Raw genomic sequence first — 21,325 nt, forward strand, 5'->3', positions numbered from 1 at the left:
GATTGTTTTAAGTGTGGAAAGGGTTTAAACAAATATTTGTTTAAACACCAGCTAAAGCTAAAAGATCGCTTACTTTTTCACATTTTTTAAGATCATCACCGCTAATTTGCTTGCCAAGTGAGTTTTTAAATAATACCATGATAGATACAAAAGCTAAGCTATCCCATTCATCAATATCATCTAAAATCATATCTTCTTTTAGTGTTTCATCCATATGCATAGCTTCGCTAATAGCTTCTAATAATTCTTCTTTAGTCATTTTTTTCTCCTTTATAAATTGAAATTGTATCAGTTTTAAAGTTTTTATCAAAATTTATATAAGCACTCCCCCAGGCATATCCAGCACCAAAAGCACTTAAAATGGCATTAAAATCATTTTTTTGTATTTCACAAAGTAAAGCAGGTAAAGAGCAAGCACTTAAATTAGCATATTTTGACATCAAAAAATTTGGTGCTTTAGAGCTATCAATACCCAAGTCATTTATAATAGAATCAACTAAAAATTGACTGGATTGATGTAATAAAAAATAATCCACTTCATCTTTACTTTTTTCACAAAAATCAAGTATTTCTTTTATACTTTGGCTCTCAAGATTAAGTGCTTGGTTAAAAATTTCAGCCCCATCCATGTAAAGATTATCTAAGCTCCTATGCTTATTGGTTTGAAATATTTCTTTATTGGAGCTTTTACTCTCATCAAGTTTAGCAAAAGCTCTATTGGGTATGATGAGTTTGTCAAAACCTTCTCCATTAGAATAAAGCTTAAAAAACGATTTTTCATTTGCACAGCTTATGAGTGTTGCGCTTACTCCATCGCCAAAAATTGGAGCTAAATTTGCATTTAAAGGGTTTATGGTTTTGCTTAAAGTATCACCACAAATTAATAAAATATTTTTTGCATTTTGATTTTCTAAAAAAGAAAAAGCTATAAATAAGCCGTATAAATACCCCGAACACGCTTGATTTACATCAAAAGCTATGGTTTGAGGTTTTAAATTTAATCGTTTGTGAAGATAGTTTGCGCATGATGGCATAAAAAAATCAGGAGTTTGTGTAACAAAAATCACCATATCAAGCTTATTTTTATCAAAATCGAGCATTTTAAATAAATTTATACTTGCTTCATAGGCTAAATCTGTTGTGCTAATATTTTCATCAGCGATAAATCTTTCTTGTATGCCTGAAATTTTTTTCATTCTTTTTAGCATTTTGACATCATTTTGAAAAACATCTTCTAAGCAATCATCTATATTTATACATTTATTAGGCACGCAAACGCTTATGCCTGCTATTTTGGCTTTATTAAAACTAGCTTTCAATTATAAGTCCTTCGTAATTTATCATTTCTTTTTGGATTAGAGTAAAATTTTCTTTTATATTTGCATTTAAACTATATAAAAATTCTAAAAATGGTATATTTCTTTCGCCTTTTTGAAAGTATAAAATACATTCTTTTGTATTAAAATACACATGTAATAACTCTATAGCCTTATATAGCATAATTTTTTCAAGCTTTCTTCCTAAGGCTCTACAGCTTATACAAAGATCTTTTATGATTAAATTTGTTTCATCTTTATAAGCTAAAAAAATTGCTATAATACCACTATCACTTAATTTATCACTCATGCTTATAGTCAAAATAGCATGTTTTTGCATAAATTCCTCACACTCTTTTAAGCTTAATCTTGAGTAATTTGATATAAATTGATTAGTTTTATTAAGTAGTTGTGAGATTCTTTCAAGTTCATTCGCGTGGTTGATATGAAATTTCAAACAAATTTGTAATTTTTCAAAATACTCTTTAGGGCTAAGCTTGACAAGCTCTTGTCTTTGTAAATTTGCTTTAATATCAGCACTTCTTAACTCATCTTCTTTGCTAAAGCTTGTTTTTAAAAGTCTAGGATGGAGCTTTAAACTATAAGCACTATTTTCATCAGCTAGTAAGGTGTTAATATGAAGGTGTGATACATTTTCAATTTCGGCTATATTATCATCAATAAATAGCACACTATCAAAAGCTATATTAAAAAAATTTACAATTTCTTTAATATTTTCGTCTTTACTTTTCCAATTAGCCTTGATCATACTAAAATCATCAAGTTGTAATAAAAAGTCTTTTCTTTGTGAAAAAAGTTTTTTTACATCTTCTTCTTCATTTTTTGAAGCGATGGCGAGTAAAAAACCTTGATTTTTTAAATTTAAAAGCTCACTTTGCAAGGCTTTATGATTGCTAGATAAAGTAAGATTTTCAATGCCATCTTCGCCTAAAATTCCTTGGTATAAGGTATTATCAAGATCTATGATGATTGCTTTTAAAGTTGGTTGTAAAAGGCTAGGTAGGATTTTTAGTCCTAGAATTTGGGCTAATTTTACACAAGCTTTATTACTAAGTCTGCTTGCATTTATTTCAAAATTACTATCATCTATGATGAGATTTTCATCTAAAAAGGGCTTTAGTATTTTGCAAATACTATATTCTTTTAAGCTTGTATCGCCAAGTAAAAGTGTGATGATAGGAGTGTTGCTAATGCTTGATAGCTCTTGTATTTTTTCTTTGATAAAATCATCTACATTTTTTTTATAATTGTTTAAATCTATAAATATAATATTTAAATCTGCTTTTTGAAAATTATCATAACTTAAACTATCATCATAAGAGCTTATGTTAAATTCAGCCTTTAATTTACTAAAGGCTAAAAATGCATTTAGTATGCTTGAAATCACTTCAAAAGAGTGATTTCTAAAAACATTAATAGCAATTTTTTTATAATGATTTTCCTTGCTAAGTTTTATAAGATCATTTCTTTTTAAATTTGGTGAAAAAAGATTCATTTTAGCTCTACTAATTCTATTAATAAATTATTACTCATCATCACAAAGCAAAGTTTTGCAAAATAACTTGCTTTCATTATGTCAACAACTAACAAACCATCATTTAAAAGCAAAGATAAATCTTGCTCTATATTTTTGCTTTCATAAGCTATATGATACATTTTAGTTTTATTTTTCAAATAGTTATCTAAAACGCCTTTTTCATTTAAATTTGACAAAAGTTCAAAGCGATATTGGGGGAATAAGTTATTTTTTGGAATGATAAATTCTCCTTTTACCCCTTGTTGTTCGTCTATAAATTCAGCTTCTTTAATAAAACCTAGCTTTTCAAATATTTTTCTTTCTTTTTCTAAAGATTTACATGCTACACCTATATGGTGGATTGGTAAATTTAAATTCATTTTTCAAATACCACAGCCATAGTTATAGCATTTTTAAATTTTAAAGCTTTTTCTAAAGAATAGTCATTTGCCATAAAACATTCATATTGTTTTATTTTTAAATCTGCTTTTTTTGCCATTTCAAAAATTTCAGTTGGATGTGTAAATAAGTATATATGATCAATTGCAGGTGCGTTGATAGGTATGGTTGCAAAAATTTCACCTTCATCGCTTAATAAGTCTTTTGCTCTTTTTAAAAATTCTAAAGGCCGTTCAACATGTTCTAAAACTTCTCCAATTACTATTAAATCAGCTTTTTTGTGAAATTGAAATTGAAAAAAATCTTTACATAAAAATTCACAATTATTAATTAAATTTTTAACTTGATTTTCCACCATATTTTTTGTCAATTCGCAACTAGTAGGGGATAAATCTAAACCTAAATAATAATCAAATTTCAAACTTTTAACAGCTTTAGTAAAAAATTCTCCATGTCCTGGGCCTATTTCAAAATAATTATCATGTTTGCTTTTTGGTTGAAGATAATTTTCAAAATACTTTCTAACTTTTATATGAGCAATCCAAATATAAGATGAAAGCGCAAGCCCTATCATGTATTTTTTCATATAAGTTTCATTAAAATAGACTTTATCTTTTACTTCTTCAAAACTTTTATATCTATATGAGTTATTTTCTATGAAATATTTTGTTTCTTCTAAAGTGTCATTAAGTATAGTTAAATAGCATTCGCACTGCTCTTGTAAAGAAATATTGTTTTGAAGATAATATGAAATGAGATTTTCAAATTCTATTTCATCTTCATTTGTTAGACTGATTTTATTTAAATATTTTGCGTGAATTGGATTTTTTATAGCTATTAACTCAAATAAGTTTTTAATATTTTTCATTTTTTACCTTTGATTTGATAGCTTGCAAAAGTTCATTTTGTGATTTTAGCTGACTTAATTCATCTTTGCTAAATTTGATTTCAAATTCTTCTTCTAAGCTCATGATTATATCAATATGATTTAAAGAAGTCCAATTTTTGCAATTTTGCATGCTTAAATTTGAATTTTCATCAACTTTTACTTCTAGTATATTTTCTAAAATTTCATAAAATTTATTTTCCATTTTTTAACTATCCTTTAGAATAAGTACATTTTTATTCATGTTTAAGGCTCTTATTATGGCATTTTCATATTCTTGAGCAATAAAAATACTTATGTAATCATTGGCAAATTTTATCATATCGCTTTTAAAAGATGATAAAGCTATTTTAATAATATTTTTAATATTAGGAAGAGAGTGTTTGTTTAAATCTCTAACAAAATATAAGATTTCTTTTTTTTGTTTTTCTCCATTTTCATCAAGAATAAAACCCTGGAATTTTTTAAAATATCTATAATCTACTTGATATTTTTCTTCAATATGGTGGGTTATGGTGTGTCCAATACCCCCAAAAGTAAGAAATTTTCCATTTTCTTTTATTAAAACATCATACACACAATTTTCACCAAAACAACTTGTAGTGTCTTTTAAAAACAATTCTTCTTTGGCTCCTTTTATAGCAAAGGAAAATATAGGATCATTAGTGCGTTTTACTCCTGCTTGTTTGCGAAAATATTCATTTAAAGCACCCATTTTTGTAGGAGAATTTAATTTATCATAAACTTCATTTTTGCAAAAACTATAAGTAAAAGTAGGCATGATTAAAGTACCTTCTTTACCTATAACTTCAAAAAAACAATCTAATATAGTTTGTAAAAATTCATTTCTAGGAAGCAAGGGTGTGCCAAAATTAAAAAGTTCAGTATGCACACACAAAATATCGCCTTTTTTGATGCCAAGTTTTTTGAAAGCTTCTATTAAGTCAATATTAGAGTATTTTTTATCATTATGTTCTAAGAAATATTTCATTTTATCAATCCGTGAAATTTTAATTTTTCTATTAAATCTTTTAATTCATAAGCTTGCATGTTTAGCTTTGAGGCTATATCTAAAACATCGTTTTTACCATCACAATATGCTAAAAAGTTACATGATATTGGTATATCATTGGTTGAAGAAGTATTGATAGTATGGTATAAGTCTCTTTTGCCTAAATTTGGTTCACAAAATATCGTATTTTGATAAATTTCATTAACCTCTAAATTCATAATGATTTCTTGCATAGCTTTTAAGCCACCTTGCAATCCCTCTTTACTGATGAAATTTAAGTCATCCTTGCTAGTATGATATTCTTTATACTCTAGATACTTGCTTCTACAAATTCCAACTACGGGTAAATTTACCAAAGGAGAGCAGTATTGTCTCTCATCGCTTCCTCTATCTAAAAAGCTAAATTCTTTAAAATTATTTTTTTCTTTTAAAGTATGCAAAGCTACTTTATCTGCTAGGGTATTTTCACTTGGAGTGTGAATGAGTGAGTAAGCATTATCATCGCCTATGCAAGAGAGTACAAAACCTGCTTTAGTGTGTTTTTGTAAATGTTTTAAATGTTTACTAAGATAAACTATACTCCCTATGGTTTCAGGAATAAAAACAAAACGATAATTATATTTTCTCTCTTTAAGTTCTAAAAGCCATTTAGCTAAAAATGCAGCTACTACAGGGCCGCTTAGCTCGTTATTTGCCATAGATGGATGACAAAGGTAAGTGGAAATTAAAATTTCATCTTTTGTTTCTTGCGTGCTAGGTATGAGTAAATCAGCATAGTTTAAAACCCCATTTTCATGGTGTTTTGCATCGATGAAAACTTTATATTTTCCTTCTTTTAGTTTAACTCTATCTTCATGTTTTATACAAAAACCCCAACGCCTTTTATAATAGCTTGTCACATAAGGTATAGCATCAGGCATACCCTCTATAGAGTAAAGGTGTTCTTGTAAGCTTGCTAGATCAAGCTCTGTGTCTATGCCTGTGCTATAGTTTAATACATGAAGATTATTTTGCTTAAAATCACAAATTTTTTCTCCATTTGGAGTGATGATATAAGCATTGTTTATCTCCCATTCAGCAGGTACTTCCCAGTCAAACACTTTGCTCCCGCTTGCTATAGAGTGAATTTTTAATATACCCCCCCCCCATAGCTTCATCAAGTATTTTTAAGCTTTGTCTAAAGCCTTTCCCGGTAATACTTCTGCATATAGGAAAAAGCTCACAAACTAGCTCATACATACTTTTACTCACAACAAGCCTTTTTAGTTTCTTCTAAAATCTTAAATAAATTATCTTTAATAAATTGTGCTTCTTTTAAATTCATTTCTTGATGAGCAGGTATGCTAAGTTCAGCTTTATAAAAATTATCCGCATTTTCTAAGAATAAATTTCCATATAAGTTTTTATAATAACTAAACTCATAAGTAGGCTTATAATGCACTTGTACACCTATGCCCAAATTTAATAATTTTTCAAAAATAATCTCTTTTTGGCAATAAAACTCAGGAAAAAGCAAAATAGGATATAAATGTCTTGAGCTTTTTTTGTAATCTTTGATTTTTATAGTGCTAAAATAAGGATTTTTTTCAAATTCTTTATCGTAAAAACTTGTGATGATTTCTCTTTTTTCTAGCATATTATCAAGTTTTTTTAGTTGATTTATGCCTAAAGCACAAGCTACATCACTTAAACGATAATTATAGCCTAGTTCAATCATATCACTATCCCAAAGTCTTTTTTTGACTATGCCATGACTTCTTAAAAGCTTGATTTTTGAGATTAATTCCTTATCATTGCTAACAACCGCACCACCCTCAAAGGTTGTAATAGGTTTAACCGGATGAAAAGAAAATATGCTCAAATCCCCCATAGAGCCTACTTTTTGATCTTTATAAATAGCACCTAGAGCATGACTTGCATCATCAATTAGTGGGATGTTGTGTTGTTTAGCTAAGGCTAAAATTTCATCCATTTCTACACTATTTCCCGCAAAATCAACCACGCAAATTGCTCCTATATTAGAGCTATCTTGGCTCAGTCTTAAAGCAAGTTTTTTCTCATCAATATTTCCATCGCTTTTTACATCTATAAACTCAACCCTAGCACCTGCCATTAAAGCTGCATTTGCAGTTGCAGCAAAGGTAATGGGGGTTGTTAAGACAATTTTTTCTTTTACATCTAAAGATAAATACGCAAGGTGTAAAGCAGAAGTAGCTGAATTTAGCACGCAAGCATATTTTACACCTACATATTCACAAAGGGCTTGTTCAAATTCTTCAACCTTTTTTCCACCGGTTAAAAAATCATCTTTTAAAGCCTCACAAACTACTTGTATGTCTTGTTCGTCAATATTTTGATGAGAATAAGTTATCATTTTTCAAGCTCTGTATGATTTATTATATTTAAAAGCTCTTCTTGGCTAATCCATGATGGATTATTATCAGAGCTATAAGAAAAGCCATTAGAAACTTTTTTACCCTTTTGTCCTTTTGCATTTATACTAAAATTAACATTAGTGTTATTAAATTGAATGCTTGGACTAATGGCATAATAATTTTCAAATTCATAAGTTAAATGACTATCATCACTTGAAATCATAATTTCATGTAGTTTTTCACCTGCTCTTATACCTATGATTTTATGAGCTAAATTAGGAGCCATAGTCTTAGCTAAATCAACGATTTTCATAGAAGGAATTTTTGGCACGAAAATTTCCCCTCCATGCATATAGGCAAAATTATTCAGCACGAAATTAACTCCATCTTCTAAAGATATCCAAAATCTTGTCATTCTCTCATCTGTGATAGGAAGTTCTTTAGCGCCTTCATTGATGAGTTTTTTAAAAAATGGTATGACAGAACCTCTTGAACCCACTACATTACCATATCTTGTAACGCTAAATTTAGTATGAGAATTTCCTGCTATGTTGTTTGCTGCTACAAAAAGCTTATCACTTGCAAGCTTTGTAGCTCCGTATAAATTAATAGGATTACAAGCTTTATCGGTTGAAAGAGCGATACATTTTTCTACATTATTTTCCAAACACGCATCGATTACATTTTGTGCTCCATGGATATTAGTTTTTATACATTCCATTGGATTATATTCTGCAATTGGCACATGTTTCATAGCAGCTGCATGAATGACAAAATCAACATCTTTCATTGCTATGCTCAATCTTTCTTTATCTCTTACATCACCTATAAAATAACGCATACAATCATCATTAAATTCTCTTGCCATTTCAAATTGTTTTAACTCATCTCTTGAATAAATGATGATTTTTTTAGGTTTGTATTTTTGAAGTAAAGTTTTAGTATAAGTTTTTCCAAAACTTCCTGTACCACCGGTGATTAAAATGCTTTTTCCATTAAACATATATATTTTCCTATTACTTGACTAAGTTTTTATATCGGTTGAAAATAAAATTATTTTAAAATTCTTGGTAAAGTTATACCTGTTTGAGCTTGGTATTTACCCTTTTTATCAGCATATGTTACATCACAAGGCTCATCTCCTTGTAAAAATAAAACTTGAGCTATACCCTCATTAGCATAAATTTTAGCAGGTAGTGGGGTTGTGTTTGAAATTTCTATAGTGATATGTCCTTCAAAACCTGGCTCAAAAGGAGTTACATTTACTATAATGCCACATCTTGCATAAGTGCTTTTGCCAAGACAAATAGCCAAAACATCATTTGGCATTTTAAAATACTCAACTGTTCTTGCAAGTGCGAAAGAATTTGCAGGTACTATACATACATCGCCTACAAAATCTACTACATTTTCTTCTACAAAATTTTTAGGATCTACAACAGTGGAATTTACATTAGTGAAAATCTTAAATTCTCTTCCAACTCTTATATCATATCCATAGCTTGAAAGCCCATAACTAACTATACCTTTACCTATATTTGCTTCACAAAATGGCTCTATCATATTGTGCTCTAATGCCATTTTTTTGATCCAATTATCTGCTTTTAAGCCCATTTTTGTCCTTTATAATTAAAGTGAATTTTTAAATTATATCTTAAAATAAAAGTAAAAAATAAATAATTGAAGTTATTTTTAGTATTTTTATATATAATTATAAATTAAGTCTTATAAATTAAGGAGAATATATGACAAAAGAAGAAATCAAAGAACTAATGCAACTTTTTGCAGAAGCAAATATAAGCAAGATTAAAATAAAAGAACAAGATGGATTTGAAATAGAACTTGAAAGAGATATGTGTTGTGAATTACCAGCTCCAGCTCCTGTTGCTCCAGCTCCACAGCCAATTAATGTAAATGTAGTTAATGAAACCAAAGCAAGCTCAAGCTCTTCTAATAAACCGACTATCAATAGCCCTATGGTAGGTACTTTTTATCAAGCTCCAAGCCCAGGTGCAGCACCTTTTGCTAAAGCAGGACAAACTATTAAAAAAGGAAGTACTATAGCAATTATTGAAGCGATGAAAATTATGAATGAAATCGAAGCTGAATATGATTGTAGGATAGTAGAAGTATTAGTTGCAGATGGTCAGCCTGTAGAATTTGGTATGCCTTTATTTGTGGTGGAGAAATTATAAAATGGAAATTAAAAAAGTTTTAATAGCAAATCGTGGAGAAATTGCATTAAGAGCTTTAAGAACTGTAAAAGAAATGGGAAAAAAAGCAATTTGTGTGTATTCTACTGCAGATAAAGATGCTTTGTATTTAAAATATGCTGATGCGAGTATTTGCATAGGAAATGCTAGAAGTTCAGAAAGCTATTTAAATATCCCAGCTATTATTAGTGCAGCTGAAATTAGCGAAGCGGATGCGATTTTTCCAGGATATGGATTTTTAAGTGAAAATCAAAATTTTGTTGAAATTTGTGCAAAACATAATATCAAATTCATAGGCCCTTCAGTAGCTGCTATGGCACTAATGAGTGATAAAAGTAAAGCAAAACAAGTAATGCAAAGAGCAGGTGTGCCTGTAATCCCAGGAAGCGATGGGGCTTTAGGTGGGGTTGAAGCAGCAAAAAAACTTGCTAAAGAAATAGGCTATCCTGTGATTTTAAAGGCAGCAGCAGGTGGTGGCGGCCGTGGTATGCGTGTAGTTGAAGATGAAAAAGATTTAGAAAAAGCTTACTGGTCAGCAGAAAGTGAAGCGATGAGTGCTTTTGGTGATGGAACTATGTATATGGAAAAATACATCCAAAACCCACGCCATATAGAAGTGCAAATCATAGGAGATAGCTTTGGAAATGTGATACATTTGGGTGAGAGAGATTGCTCTATGCAAAGACGCCATCAAAAACTTATAGAAGAATCTCCTGCAATTTTACTAGATGAAAAAACAAGAGCAAGACTTCATGAAACAGCAGTTAAAGCTGCTAAGGCTATTGATTATGAGGGTGCGGGAACTTTTGAGTTTTTAGTGGATAAAAATTTAGATTTTTATTTTATCGAGATGAATACGCGTTTGCAGGTTGAGCATTGTGTGAGTGAGATGGTGAGCGGGGTAGATATTATCGAGCTTATGATTAAAGTAGCAGAAGGGTATCCTTTACCAAAACAAGAAGAAATTAAACTTAAAGGTCATTCTATAGAATGTAGAATTACTGCTGAAGATTCTAAAACTTTCTTGCCTTGCCCAGGTAAAATCACAAAATATGTAGCTCCTGCAGGACGCAATGTAAGAATGGAAAGCCATTGTTATCAAGATTATAGTGTGCCTCCTTATTATGATTCTATGATTGGAAAATTAGTCGTTTGGGGAGAAGATAGAAACACAGCTATAGCTAAAATGAAAATAGCCTTGCAAGAGCTTATTGTAGGTGGGATAAAAACAACCAAGGATTTTCATTTAGCGATGATGGATAATGCAGATTTTATCAATAATAATTATGATACAAATTATCTTTCAAGACATTAATTGAAGATAGGTTTTAACCTATCTTAATTCTTCTATATGAGCATTTGCTCTTATTTTATCAAGATGATTTTTTAAGGCTTGTTCTTTTTGAGTTAGGGTATAGACATTGCTAACTTGATCTTTGATTAAATCAAATTCGATAGGATTTTTACCATATTTTTCTTTTACAAAATACACTATATAAGCGTTTTCGCCATTTAACACTGGAGTAAATTCTCCTATTTTTGTATTATTTAACAAAGCAAGTAATCTTGGATCTAAACTAGCTGCGTTTAAACTAATGGCTTTTGATTTAATTTGAGAATTTTTATACATAGGATTTTGTGCAAGCTGTTGTAAAAGTTCAGGATTGGTAGAATTATAAACAACTAAGTCTATATTTGAAAAAGTGCTAAATTTATCAAGATTGCTTTCATAAAAATGTTTTAGTGTTTCATCATCAATATTGATTTTTGCATTTTGCATTATGCTTCTATAAAGTTTTTCTCTTTCAAGATCTTTTCTAACTTTGTTTTTAAAAACTTCAAAACTTAAACCATCTTTTTCTATCTTTGCTTGCAAACCATTAATGTCAGTTTTATTGCCTTTTGCTATTTGGGCTAATTTTTCATTAAGTTCAAAAGTGCTTACATAAATTCCTAGCTTTTTAGCTTCGCTTTGTTGAACTTTATCATCTACTAAAAATGCTATAGCTTTTTGTTTGTCATTAGTTTTTAATTCTTTCATAGTTTGTTCTATATCATAAAGAGTAATAGGTTGATTTTCTACTACCATTGCTACACCACCAAGGGTTTGAGCATATAAAATATTTGCAGCAAAACAACAAGATATTAAAAATTTTCTCATATAAAACCTTTATTTAAGTGTAAATATAGCATTATAACAATAAAAATTTAAAAAAGGTAAAAATATGCAAGAAATCACAACGCGTTTTGCTCCTTCTCCAACAGGATATTTGCACATAGGGGGGCTTAGAACAGCTTTATATAATTATCTTTATGCAAGAAAAAATAAGGGTAAATTTTTATTGCGTATTGAAGATACGGATTTAAAAAGAAATTCACAAGAAGCTACGCAAGCTATTATAGAAGCATTTAAATGGTGTGGGCTTGATTATGATGGGACGATTGAGTATCAATCTCAAAGATTTGATATTTATAAAAAATACATTCAAAAATTATTAGATGAGGGCAAGGCTTATTATTGTTATATGAGCAAAGAAGAGCTTGATGAGTTAAGAGCTAAGCAAGAAGCAGCTAAAGAGCGTCCAAAATATGATGGTAGATATAGAGATTTTAAAGGAACTCCCCCAAGTGGTATTGAGCCTGTGGTGCGTATAAAAGCACCACAAAGTGGAGAGATTAAATTTATAGATGGCATTAAAGGCGAGGTTAGTTTTAAGGCTGAAGATATCTTAGATGATTTTGTAATTGCAAGAAGCGATGGTAGCCCAATTTATAATTTAACCGTTGTAATTGATGATGCACTAATGGGTGTGAGTGATGTTATAAGAGGAGATGATCATTTATCAAATACTCCAAAACAAATTGTCCTTTATGAAGCACTAGGCTTTAAAATACCTAAATTTTATCATGTAGCTATGATACATGGTGAAGATGGTAAGAAACTTTCTAAGCGTCATGGAGCAACTGATGTGATGGAATATAAAAATATGGGGATTTTACCTCAAGCCTTGCTTAATTTCTTAGTGCGTCTTGGTTGGAGTCATGGCGATGATGAAATTTTTTCTTTAGAAAGTATGCAAGAGCTTTTTGATCCAAATCATATTAACAAAAGTGCTTCTTGCTATAATTTTAAAAAATTAGAATGGCTTAATGCTCATTATATTAAAACTTTACCTTTTGAAGAAATCAATAGACAATTAAAAGATTTAGGTTTTGATTTAAGTCAGTATGAAAAAGCAGGCTTTTTGCTAGATATGTTAAGAGAGAGAGCTAAAACTTTGCATGATATTATTAGCGGGGCTAAAGTGTTACTAAATGACCCAAAAGAATATGATCAAAAGGCTGTAGATAAATTTCTCAATGTTACAAATTTAACTTATTTGGAAAAATACGCTATGGTTTTAAATGAGCAAAAAAATGCTTGTGAATTTGAAGAATTAACTAATCAATTCTTAGAAGAAAATAATCTTAAGTTAAAAGATCTAGCTCAAGCTATACGCATCGCACTCACAGGAAACTCGGTTAGTCCTAGTATATTTGAAGTATTGGAATTTTTAGGAGTGCAAAAGGCTAAACTTAGGATAAAAAATTTACTAAATTATATGAAGGAAAAATAATGAATTTAAAAGAAGAGGCTTTAGAATATCACTTAGGTGGTAAAGTAGATATTGTTGCTAGAAAGCCTATGGATAGTGCACATGATTTATCTTTGGCGTATTCTCCTGGGGTTGCTGAACCTTGTATTGAGATAGCAAAAGATGAAACTTTAGCTTATAAATACACTAATAAAGCTAATTTAGTTGCTATAGTAAGCGATGGTAGTGCAGTTTTAGGGCTTGGCAATATAGGAGCGAGTGCAAGCAAACCTGTTATGGAAGGAAAAGCTTGTTTGTTTAAAAAATTTGCTAATGTTAATGCTTATGATTTAGAAATTAATGCTCATAGTATAGATGAGATTGTTACCTTTTGTAAAGCTATAGCACCTACTTTTGGAGGGATTAATTTAGAAGATATTTCAGCACCAAAATGTTTTGAAATAGAAGCCGCTTTACAAGATCTTGGAATTCCTGTAATGCATGATGACCAACATGGAACTGCGATCATTTCTACAGCAGGATTAATGAATGCTATGGAGATTAGTGGTAAAAAATTTGAAGACATTAAAGTAGTAGTAAGTGGTGCAGGTGCTGCAGGTATTGCAAGTGCTAGAATGTATAGAAATTTAGGTGTAAAAAATATTATTTTAGTAGATAGCAAGGGAGTGATTAATACTCAAAGAGATGATTTAAATAAATATAAATTAGAATTTGTAAGTGATACTAAAGATAGCACTTTAAGAGAAGCTTTAAGAGGGGCTGATGTATTTTTAGGTTTAAGTGCACCTAAAATTTTAGATGATGAGATGATTTTAAGTATGGCTAAAGATCCCGTGATTTTCGCTTTAGCTAATCCAGTGCCTGAAGTGATGCCAGAAGATGTTAAAAGAGTTAGAAACGATGCTATAGTTGGAACAGGTAGAAGTGATTATCCAAATCAAATTAATAATGTTTTAGGTTTTCCTTTTATCTTTAGAGGAGCTTTAGATGTAAAGGCAACTAAAATTACTGAAAATATGAAAATAGCAGCCGCAAAAGCTTTGGCTGATTTAGCTAAGCTTGAAGTAACTGATGAGGTAAAACAAGCTTATGGAGTAGAAGAGCTTAGTTTTGGTAGAGATTATGTGATACCAAAACCATTTGATAGCAGAGTAAAAGCTGTGGTAAGTGCTGCGGTAGCAAAAGCTGCGGTTGAAGATGGAGTAGCTTTGATAAATAATTTTGATTATCAGAGATATTTTGATAGTTTAAAATAATTTTTTATAAATTAAGTTTTATTTAAAATAATTTTTTATTATAAAACTTAATTTTATCTATTTTTTATTGTTTATATGAGTTATAAAAACATATTTTTTAAAAATCATTTAAAAAATATGTTTTAAATGTTACTTTTTTTCTTTTTAAATTATATAAATTTGATATTACTAGTGTTTTTAATAAAATTAATTTATATTTAAGATATTTTTTAATAGGATATTTTTACTTAATCATAGAAAGGTCGAGATGATTTTTGGTAAGATAGATTATCTTAATTTACTCCCTTTACATATCTATCTTAAAAAATCAGCTTTTCCTAGCTATGTTAAGCAAACTACAGAATACAAAAAAGGGGTTCCTAGTAAGCTAAATCGCCATTTGTATTTTAGACGCATTGATGCAGCGATTATCTCAAGTGTTGAAAGTCGTAGAAAAAAATACAAAACCTTAAATGTGGGGATTTGCGCAAGCAAAAAGGTAAAAAGCGTTTTAGTGAAAAAACAATCTGAAAGCAAAGAAGATGCAAGCTCTGCAACTTCTAATGCTCTTGCAAAAGTTTTAAAGCAAAAAGGGGAGGTTATCATCGGTGATAAGGCTTTAAAACTTTATTTGCAAAATCCAAAAGATTATATTGATTTATGTGAATTATGGTATGAAAAGACAAAACTACCTTTTGTTTTTGCTCGATTTTCTTGTATTAAAAATTTTTCTATTTATAAAAAAATGATGAAAAATTTCACAAAAAGTAAAATTTTCATTCCGCAATATATTTTGCTAGATTATTCTAAGTCAAGAAATCTTTCTCAAAAAGAAATTAGTGCATATTTAAAGCTAATTTACTACAAAATAGGAACAAAGGAGCAAAAGGCGCTAAAAAAATTTTTAGCCAATGCAAACAGCAAGATACTATAAAAAGGACAATTTATGAGTATAGCTAAACAATATATCAATGAAACCTTAGAAAAAATTCAAGCAACTTCCCCAAGACAACCTATCTTTTTTCAAGCAGCAACTGAGGTGTTAAATTCTTTAGAACCTTTACTTGAATCTAACAAAACTTATCAAGATCATGCTATATTAGAGCGTATTGTTATGCCTGAAAAAACGACTATTTTTAGAGTAGTATATATTGATGATGCAGGTAAAGCTCAAACGCATTTTGGTTATAGAGTACAGTTTAATTCTAGTTTAGGACCTTATAAAGGTGGGATCAGATTTCATCCTAGTGTAGATTTAGATGTTTTGAAATTTTTAGGTTTTGAACAAATTTTCAAAAATTCTCTAACAGGTTTAATGATAGGGGGAGCTAAAGGAGGAGCAAATTTTGACCCTAAAGGCAAAAGCGAAGCAGAAATTATGCGTTTTTGTCAAGCTTTTATGGCCGAGCTTTCAAAAATCATAGGTGCAAGCACTGATGTGCCAGCAGGTGATATAGGGGTTGGTGCTAGAGAAATTGGATATATGTTTGGAGCTTATAAGAAAATTAGCTCTAATTTTGATGGAACTTTAACGGGAAAGAAAATTCCATGGGGTGGAAGTTTAGTAAGAACAGAAGCAACAGGGTATGGCTGTGTGTATTTTACTCAAGAAATGCTAGCAAAATATAACAATGCATTAGAAGGAAAAGAGTGTGCAGTTTCAGGTAGCGGAAATGTGGCAATTTATACCATAGAAAAATTACATCAACTTGGTGCAAAAGCAATCACAATAAGCGATAGCGATGGATTTGTTTATGATAAAGATGGGATAGATTTAGATTTATTAAAAGAAATTAAGGAAGTAAAAAGAGCTAGAGTGAGTGATTATGCAATGCTTAAAAAAGGTGCTATTTTTACTCCAAAAAGTGCGTATAAACAAGGTTGTAATGGAGTATGGAGTATACCTTGTGATATAGCTTTTCCAAGTGCTACGCAAAATGAATTAAATTTAGAAGATATTAAAACCTTATATCACAATGGTTGTCGTATGGTAGCAGAGGGAGCTAATATGCCAAGCACACTTGAAGCGATCGATTTTATGTTAAATCAAAAAGACTTTTTATTTGCGCCAGCTAAGGCTGCTAATGCAGGTGGTGTAGCGACTTCTCAACTTGAAATGCAACAAAATGCAAGTATGTGTCAATGGAGCTTTGAGGAGGTTGATGCAAAATTATATAAGATTATGAAAAATATTTTTGAAAATTCATACGAGTGTGCAAAAGCTTATAATCATGAAGGAAATTTAGTAGTAGGTTCAAACATAGCAGGCTTTAAAAAAGTAGCTGATGCGATGATTGATCATGGTTATATTTAAAAAGATGGCTTAAATGCCATCTTTAGTGTATATAAAAAAAGCTTGTTATTTGATTAGCGATTTTTTCTTCTAAAGACTCTTTGGCTCTGTCTATATTGCCAAGATAAGCAGTTCTTGCTAAAAGCGAGGTGCTTTGAGTAGAGTTTTTGGAGCTAATTTGTAAATTAACTTGCAAAAGATAGTAATTTTCTACTTCCATTTCAAAAACATCATCTATTTTATCAAAGTCATTATAAAAAAATCTCGCATTAGAAGCGCGTAATCTTTGTGCGTAAGAAAATTTCTTAAAATCTACTATATTGATATAAATTTTATAATCACTTTGAACATTATTTAAAACTAAGCCTAAATTTTGTAATTTTTGAGCGAGCTTGGCTTCTAAATTTGTGTTTAATTTTGAAGGATTATTGATGTGTAAAGAAAAACTTTGATTTTTATTAGCATGCAGGAAAATACCTTCATTATTTGTTTGGATAAAAGTTTGCATAGGGCCTGTGCAAGCACTTAAAAATAGTGCAAACACAAGCAAGAAAAAATTATTTTTGAGCATCGATTATAGTTGGCACAGCACGAAGACCAAGTTTAGAGTATTTTGCGAAAGTTTCTCTTACTGCTTTAACCTCAGCTTCACTAGGTTTTTTATAATCTTTTAAATTTTTATCATAATATTTTTTCATGATAGCGATTTTTTGTGCATCATCTTTAGCATTTTTACTTTCTTTGTAAATTAATGCAGATTTTTCAAAAGCACTAGTATCATGGATAGGGGTTAAGATAAATTTCACTTGATGGGTTTTTAGTGTTTCTTCTATTTTATCTAAATGCATTCTACAATATGGACATTCAGGATCGCTAAAAACATAAAGTAAAGGTTTGTTTTTATCGCCTAAAGAAATAAACATTTTTTCTTTTTTAAGTTCAACTAGAGCTTTTTTTGAAAATTCAGCTTGTTGTTTTTCCATGAGTTTTGCTTGATAAACTTGAGAGTAAAATTCACCTTTTTTTACATCAATTACTTCAGTTGTGATGATATTATCTTGAGTGAAAACGATTTCTTGGAAATTTTTACCACTAATTTCAAAATTAACTATCACAGCTTCAAAGTTAGTATCAGGAATTTTTTCTCTACTAGAAACACTAATGTTTGCATTTGATAAATTTGGATTTTTCTTAAAAAAATTAATAATTTCTTCATTACTTGCAGCAAATAAAGAGCTAGCAAGGGTTAAGAGAGCTAAAGATTTTTTCATCATTTTCCTTTGTTTTAAAATTTTTGCACATTATAAAATGTAATCTTTAACACTTAGATTTTTAATATTCTTTTTTCCTCTATTTTTTTAACTTGAGGATAGTTTTTATCAAGATATTCTAAATAAGCTATGGCATATTTTCTTGAAATTTGAAAATGATTTTTAACAAAAGCTACATCTAAATGATGATTTTGCAAAAGTTTTAAAAACTCTTGCATGAGATTTTCAAGAGTATTTTTTTCTATAAAAAGATTATGTGCTAATCTTTTGACTTTGTTTTCTTTAGTGAGTTTTTTTAAGATAAGATCTCCATTTTTCCTATCAAGCTCTAAATATTCATAAAGATTGTAAGGTGCGGTAGGTTTTATACCTTCTTTTTTTAAAATTTCATAAAGCTCACAATGAGCCTTTTCTTGTAATTTTCCAAAATCTTGTCCTTTTAAAAACCATATGCCATCTTTAAAATCTAATTTTTCTTGCATTTGCTTGAGTGTATAAGCGCAAAAGCTCTCACTTGCCCAGCTAAGCCTTAAGGCGATAGAATGAGGCGAGATTAAAGCATAAGGATTTTTAGAGAAAATAAAATCAATAAATTCTTTCAAAGTTTGCATAGCATTTAAATCATATACATTTAAAGCTTGCTCATCGACAAAAACATGATTTAAGCTTTTTGCTAGGTTTAGGGCTTGCTCATGAGTGAGTTTAAAGCGTTGATAGCTTGAAAGTAATCCAAAGCCAAGTTTGTGAGTTTGTTTTAAAAACTCAAATACCTTTTTTAAATCTTTTTGTTCTAAAAGTGCTAAATACTTAGCTTTTATATCTTTTTTTAAAGGCTCACTTACCGCATTAAGAACCACACCACCGCTTTTAATACGCCCATTTTCAAGCAAGATGAATTTATCATCAAAACACAAAGGTAGGTTTTTATCAAACTCTAAGCTAATATAAGTTTTATCTTCAAATTCTTTGATTACACTAATTTTTGCATTAAGCTTTTTTGAGCCACTACAAAATTCTAAAATACTCCCGTGTTTAATCTCTGTATTAAAAACAACTCCATCGATACTTTTAAAACTTTTAAAAACACCTTTTTTACTTAATATATAGCCTTTTTTTAACTCATGATAATCACAATTTAAACTCAAAGCAACTCTATTATAAGCTTTTGCTTCTAAAACATTTTCTTCATGAATTTGTATGTTTTTTACAATGATATCTTTTTGATTTTCAAGGCAAAATATTTTTTCATTTTTGCTTATTTTTCCTTCATTTAAACTCCCTGTTACTACCGTTCCTATACCTTTTAGAGAAAAAACCCTATCAATGTAGTATCTAAAAATCAAATTTTCATCATTTTCTTTAGGCTTTAAACTAAGTAGATAGTTTTTTAAATTTAATATACTTTGCTCATCATAAATGCTAGTTGGAAAAACTTTTAAGATATTGATTTTAAAGGCTTTTAATTCTTTTAAAAGCTCTGCTTGCTTTTGTACTAAATCCTTGCATAAATCAACCTTACTCAAAATAAGCACTACATCTTTTACGCCTAAAAATTCCAAAACCCTTAAATGCTCTATACTTTGAGCCTTTAAACCCTCGTTTATATCTATGACAAACATACACACTCTAAAGCCAAAAGCACCACTTATCATAGTTTTAATTAAACTTTCATGCCCAGGCACATCGATAAAAGCAATATTTAAATTTTCACTTTTTAAATTTGAAAAGCTAAGATTAATCGTAATGCCTTTTTCTTGCTCTTCTTTTAAATCATCACCTTCAAAACCATTTAAAGCTTTAATAAGCGAAGTTTTACCATGATCAATATGCCCAGCAGTGCCTATGATGATACTATGCATGAAATACCTCTTTAATAATGCTTATTATTTTATTTAAATCTTTTTCTAAAATACTTCTAAAATCTAGCACAAAATGCCCATTTTCAACACGGCCGATTACGCCTTTTTTTCTAAATTTTTCTTGTAAAAGCAAAGCTTTCTCATCAAAACTTAACACAAAAGTATCTAAGCTTTTATCAGGCATAGAGCCACCACCTACTAAACTTTTAGAAGCTTTTAACTCACATTTTATAGGAATTTTTTCTTTGACAAAGAGTGCTTTTTTTTCTATGGTTTTTAAATTATCATTTAAAAGTTTTAGTGTAGGGATTTTTTCATATTCTTTTTCTAAGTAAGCTTTGGTAGTTTCATTTAAAAAAGCTAGAGTGATTTTATCAACCCTTAACATTCTTAGAAGTTGATTTTTCTTTAATTGTTGAATGTATTTTTTCTTTCCAAGTATAATGCCTGCTTGAGTAGAACCAAAAAGTTTATCACCGCTAAAACTTAAAATATCACAATGTTTTAAAAGCTCTTTTACGCTTGGCTCGTTTTTGCTAAGTTGTTTATTAATTTTTTCACACCAGCCAGCACCCAAATCATAATAAGATATGAGTTTTTTCTTTTTTGTTAAAGCATGAATTTCGTTCAAGCTTACTTCTTCAAAAAATCCTTTAAAAGCAAAATTAGAACGATGAGTTTTTAAAATCATCTTAGTATTTTCATTGATGGCTTTTTCATAATCATACAGATGAGTTTTATTAGTCGTGCCTATTTCTTTTAGCCTAACACCAGCTGCTAGCATAACTTCAGGAATTCTAAAATTTCCCCCAATCTCAACTAGCTCACTTCTTGAAGTAATAACTTCCTCATTTTTTGCTAAGGTGTTTAAGATCAAAAATACAGCCGAGGCATTATTATTAACAACCAAGCAATCTTCACAATCAAACAATATTTTTAAATTCGCACTAAGTGCGTCATACCTTGAGCCTCTTTTGCCACTTTGCATGTTAAACTCTAAATTTGAATAAGAGCAGATGATTTCTTTAGTTCTTTCAAAAATACTCTCATCAATAATGCTACGACCAAGATTAGTATGAATGATAACTCCACTAGCATTGATCAAACTTTGACTTTGCATGTTTAAAAACTCATCAATACTTTGGGCAATTTTACTTAGCAAATCTTGCAAACTAAAATTTAAATTTTCATTTTTACTTAGTTCTTTTTTACAATTTGAAACAACTATTTTTGCAAAATGAGATCTTAAATACAAAGGGTAATTAGCCAAGTTTTCATCGTTTATAAGCGTGTTTATGGGTGGAAAATTTCTAAATTTGTTCATCTTAAACCT

General features: G+C 29.7%; 21 protein-coding genes and 1 pseudogene. 6 read left to right on the top strand and 16 right to left on the bottom strand.

From position 1 onward, the window contains the following. Window positions 1-40: 40 nt before the first annotated feature. From L8X27_RS03770 to dcd, 11 genes and pseudogenes are all read right to left on the bottom strand, one after another. Complete coding sequence (locus tag L8X27_RS03770) at window positions 41-259, bottom strand: acyl carrier protein (protein ID WP_214100219.1); 219 nt, start codon at window positions 257-259, stop codon at window positions 41-43. Further along, window positions 252-1,319, bottom strand: coding sequence for a beta-ketoacyl-ACP synthase III (locus tag L8X27_RS03775; RefSeq protein WP_263671123.1), 1,068 nt, complete (start codon window positions 1,317-1,319; stop codon window positions 252-254). The genes L8X27_RS03770 and L8X27_RS03775 overlap by 8 nt, the downstream gene beginning before the upstream one ends. Next, window positions 1,309-2,832: an HAD-IIIC family phosphatase gene (locus L8X27_RS03780; RefSeq protein ID WP_263671124.1), complete on the bottom strand. Its 1,524-nt coding sequence runs from the start codon at window positions 2,830-2,832 to the stop codon at window positions 1,309-1,311. Before L8X27_RS03780 ends, L8X27_RS03775 begins: the two co-directional genes overlap by 11 nt. Continuing rightward, a complete protein-coding gene (locus tag L8X27_RS03785; protein WP_263659255.1) occupies window positions 2,829-3,233 on the bottom strand; it encodes a VOC family protein in 405 nt (134 codons plus the stop codon). The genes L8X27_RS03780 and L8X27_RS03785 overlap by 4 nt, the downstream gene beginning before the upstream one ends. Beyond that, window positions 3,230-4,120 carry a class I SAM-dependent methyltransferase gene (locus tag L8X27_RS03790; protein ID WP_263659256.1) on the bottom strand — a complete coding sequence of 297 codons (891 nt, stop codon included), beginning with the start codon at window positions 4,118-4,120 and terminating at the stop codon, window positions 3,230-3,232. Before L8X27_RS03790 ends, L8X27_RS03785 begins: the two co-directional genes overlap by 4 nt. Next, the gene (locus tag L8X27_RS03795) at window positions 4,107-4,343 is read right to left on the bottom strand and encodes an acyl carrier protein (RefSeq protein WP_220566911.1); all 237 of its coding nucleotides are present in this window, start codon (window positions 4,341-4,343) and stop codon (window positions 4,107-4,109) included. The genes L8X27_RS03790 and L8X27_RS03795 overlap by 14 nt, the downstream gene beginning before the upstream one ends. 3 nt (window positions 4,344-4,346) lie before the next feature. Further along, window positions 4,347-5,129 (bottom strand): AAC(3) family N-acetyltransferase, encoded by a 783-nt coding sequence (locus tag L8X27_RS03800; RefSeq protein ID WP_263671125.1) that lies wholly within the window; start codon window positions 5,127-5,129, stop codon window positions 4,347-4,349. Next, a pseudogene (locus tag L8X27_RS03805) lies at window positions 5,126-6,389 on the bottom strand (DUF4910 domain-containing protein). Before L8X27_RS03805 ends, L8X27_RS03800 begins: the two are co-directional and overlap by 4 nt. 4 nt (window positions 6,390-6,393) lie before the next feature. Then, window positions 6,394-7,524 carry a UDP-4-amino-4,6-dideoxy-N-acetyl-beta-L-altrosamine transaminase gene (pseC, locus tag L8X27_RS03810; RefSeq protein WP_263671126.1) on the bottom strand — a complete coding sequence of 377 codons (1,131 nt, stop codon included), beginning with the start codon at window positions 7,522-7,524 and terminating at the stop codon, window positions 6,394-6,396. Next, window positions 7,521-8,528 carry a UDP-N-acetylglucosamine 4,6-dehydratase (inverting) gene (pseB, locus tag L8X27_RS03815; protein ID WP_220566915.1) on the bottom strand — a complete coding sequence of 336 codons (1,008 nt, stop codon included), beginning with the start codon at window positions 8,526-8,528 and terminating at the stop codon, window positions 7,521-7,523. The genes pseC and pseB overlap by 4 nt, the downstream gene beginning before the upstream one ends. A 50-nt stretch (window positions 8,529-8,578) precedes the next feature. Next, entirely contained in the window at window positions 8,579-9,139 is a 561-nt protein-coding gene (dcd, locus tag L8X27_RS03820; RefSeq protein ID WP_012661997.1) for a dCTP deaminase, read from the bottom strand. A 131-nt stretch (window positions 9,140-9,270) separates the two neighbouring features. Here dcd and accB point away from each other — a divergent pair, with 131 nt between their 5' ends. Then, complete coding sequence (gene accB, locus L8X27_RS03825) at window positions 9,271-9,720, top strand: acetyl-CoA carboxylase biotin carboxyl carrier protein (RefSeq protein WP_263666362.1); 450 nt, start codon at window positions 9,271-9,273, stop codon at window positions 9,718-9,720. A gap of 1 nt (window position 9,721) precedes the next feature. Then, window positions 9,722-11,053, top strand: a complete 1,332-nt coding sequence (locus L8X27_RS03830) for an acetyl-CoA carboxylase biotin carboxylase subunit (protein WP_039619123.1) — start codon at window positions 9,722-9,724, stop codon at window positions 11,051-11,053. An 18-nt stretch (window positions 11,054-11,071) separates the two neighbouring features. Here L8X27_RS03830 and L8X27_RS03835 read toward each other — a convergent pair whose 3' ends face one another. After that, on the bottom strand, window positions 11,072-11,899 hold the full coding sequence (locus tag L8X27_RS03835; protein WP_263660169.1) for a peptidylprolyl isomerase: 828 nt from the start codon (window positions 11,897-11,899) through the stop codon (window positions 11,072-11,074). Window positions 11,900-11,963: 64 nt separating this feature from the next. Between L8X27_RS03835 and gltX the strand changes: the two genes are divergently transcribed. The 4 genes from gltX to gdhA all read left to right on the top strand — a co-directional run bounded on the left by gltX (window position 11,964) and on the right by gdhA (window position 16,883). Continuing rightward, on the top strand, window positions 11,964-13,355 hold the full coding sequence (gltX, locus tag L8X27_RS03840) for a glutamate--tRNA ligase (RefSeq protein WP_263671127.1): 1,392 nt from the start codon (window positions 11,964-11,966) through the stop codon (window positions 13,353-13,355). Next, on the top strand, window positions 13,355-14,590 hold the full coding sequence (locus L8X27_RS03845; RefSeq protein ID WP_263671128.1) for a malic enzyme-like NAD(P)-binding protein: 1,236 nt from the start codon (window positions 13,355-13,357) through the stop codon (window positions 14,588-14,590). Before gltX ends, L8X27_RS03845 begins: the two co-directional genes overlap by 1 nt. Before the next feature lie 247 nt (window positions 14,591-14,837). Next, window positions 14,838-15,503, top strand: a complete 666-nt coding sequence (locus L8X27_RS03850) for an MqnA/MqnD/SBP family protein (protein WP_133319772.1) — start codon at window positions 14,838-14,840, stop codon at window positions 15,501-15,503. A gap of 12 nt (window positions 15,504-15,515) precedes the next feature. Beyond that, window positions 15,516-16,883, top strand: a complete 1,368-nt coding sequence (gdhA, locus tag L8X27_RS03855; protein ID WP_263664924.1) for an NADP-specific glutamate dehydrogenase — start codon at window positions 15,516-15,518, stop codon at window positions 16,881-16,883. Between the two features lie 22 nt (window positions 16,884-16,905). On the opposite strand, the gene L8X27_RS03860 is transcribed toward gdhA, so the two are convergent. From L8X27_RS03860 to selA, 4 genes are read right to left on the bottom strand one after another with little or no spacing between them, the layout of a single operon-like run. Further along, complete coding sequence (locus L8X27_RS03860) at window positions 16,906-17,433, bottom strand: hypothetical protein (RefSeq protein WP_133319770.1); 528 nt, start codon at window positions 17,431-17,433, stop codon at window positions 16,906-16,908. Beyond that, complete coding sequence (locus L8X27_RS03865) at window positions 17,420-18,133, bottom strand: thioredoxin fold domain-containing protein (RefSeq protein ID WP_220566922.1); 714 nt, start codon at window positions 18,131-18,133, stop codon at window positions 17,420-17,422. The genes L8X27_RS03860 and L8X27_RS03865 overlap by 14 nt, the downstream gene beginning before the upstream one ends. A gap of 53 nt (window positions 18,134-18,186) precedes the next feature. Further along, entirely contained in the window at window positions 18,187-19,992 is a 1,806-nt protein-coding gene (gene selB / locus L8X27_RS03870) for a selenocysteine-specific translation elongation factor (protein ID WP_263681066.1), read from the bottom strand. Then, window positions 19,985-21,316 carry an L-seryl-tRNA(Sec) selenium transferase gene (gene selA / locus L8X27_RS03875; RefSeq protein ID WP_263671130.1) on the bottom strand — a complete coding sequence of 444 codons (1,332 nt, stop codon included), beginning with the start codon at window positions 21,314-21,316 and terminating at the stop codon, window positions 19,985-19,987. Before selA ends, selB begins: the two co-directional genes overlap by 8 nt. Between the last annotated feature and the right edge of the window lie 9 nt (window positions 21,317-21,325).

The sequence above is a fragment of the Campylobacter sp. CNRCH_2015_1657 genome (assembly GCF_025772685.1).
Lineage (GTDB): Bacteria > Campylobacterota > Campylobacteria > Campylobacterales > Campylobacteraceae > Campylobacter_D > Campylobacter_D lari_D.

Bases quoted from the DNA above. Each gene is read 5' to 3' on its own strand.
- gltX (WP_263671127.1), top strand. From the start codon at position 11,964: ATGCAAGAAATCACAACGCGTTTTGCTCCTTCTCCAACAGGATATTTG.
- accB (WP_263666362.1), top strand. From the start codon at position 9,271: ATGACAAAAGAAGAAATCAAAGAACTAATGCAACTTTTTGCAGAAGCA.
- pseB (WP_220566915.1), bottom strand. From the start codon at position 8,528: ATGTTTAATGGAAAAAGCATTTTAATCACCGGTGGTACAGGAAGTTTT.
- L8X27_RS03830 (WP_039619123.1), top strand. From the start codon at position 9,722: ATGGAAATTAAAAAAGTTTTAATAGCAAATCGTGGAGAAATTGCATTA.
- selA (WP_263671130.1), bottom strand. From the start codon at position 21,316: ATGAACAAATTTAGAAATTTTCCACCCATAAACACGCTTATAAACGAT.
- gdhA (WP_263664924.1), top strand. From the start codon at position 15,516: ATGAGTATAGCTAAACAATATATCAATGAAACCTTAGAAAAAATTCAA.
- L8X27_RS03865 (WP_220566922.1), bottom strand. From the start codon at position 18,133: ATGAAAAAATCTTTAGCTCTCTTAACCCTTGCTAGCTCTTTATTTGCT.
- selB (WP_263681066.1), bottom strand. From the start codon at position 19,992: ATGCATAGTATCATCATAGGCACTGCTGGGCATATTGATCATGGTAAA.
- L8X27_RS03780 (WP_263671124.1), bottom strand. From the start codon at position 2,832: ATGAATCTTTTTTCACCAAATTTAAAAAGAAATGATCTTATAAAACTT.
- pseC (WP_263671126.1), bottom strand. From the start codon at position 7,524: ATGATAACTTATTCTCATCAAAATATTGACGAACAAGACATACAAGTA.
- L8X27_RS03845 (WP_263671128.1), top strand. From the start codon at position 13,355: ATGAATTTAAAAGAAGAGGCTTTAGAATATCACTTAGGTGGTAAAGTA.
- L8X27_RS03795 (WP_220566911.1), bottom strand. From the start codon at position 4,343: ATGGAAAATAAATTTTATGAAATTTTAGAAAATATACTAGAAGTAAAA.
- L8X27_RS03790 (WP_263659256.1), bottom strand. From the start codon at position 4,120: ATGAAAAATATTAAAAACTTATTTGAGTTAATAGCTATAAAAAATCCA.
- L8X27_RS03785 (WP_263659255.1), bottom strand. From the start codon at position 3,233: ATGAATTTAAATTTACCAATCCACCATATAGGTGTAGCATGTAAATCT.
- L8X27_RS03770 (WP_214100219.1), bottom strand. From the start codon at position 259: ATGACTAAAGAAGAATTATTAGAAGCTATTAGCGAAGCTATGCATATG.
- L8X27_RS03835 (WP_263660169.1), bottom strand. From the start codon at position 11,899: ATGAGAAAATTTTTAATATCTTGTTGTTTTGCTGCAAATATTTTATAT.
- L8X27_RS03850 (WP_133319772.1), top strand. From the start codon at position 14,838: ATGATTTTTGGTAAGATAGATTATCTTAATTTACTCCCTTTACATATC.
- L8X27_RS03800 (WP_263671125.1), bottom strand. From the start codon at position 5,129: ATGAAATATTTCTTAGAACATAATGATAAAAAATACTCTAATATTGAC.
- L8X27_RS03860 (WP_133319770.1), bottom strand. From the start codon at position 17,433: ATGCTCAAAAATAATTTTTTCTTGCTTGTGTTTGCACTATTTTTAAGT.
- dcd (WP_012661997.1), bottom strand. From the start codon at position 9,139: ATGGGCTTAAAAGCAGATAATTGGATCAAAAAAATGGCATTAGAGCAC.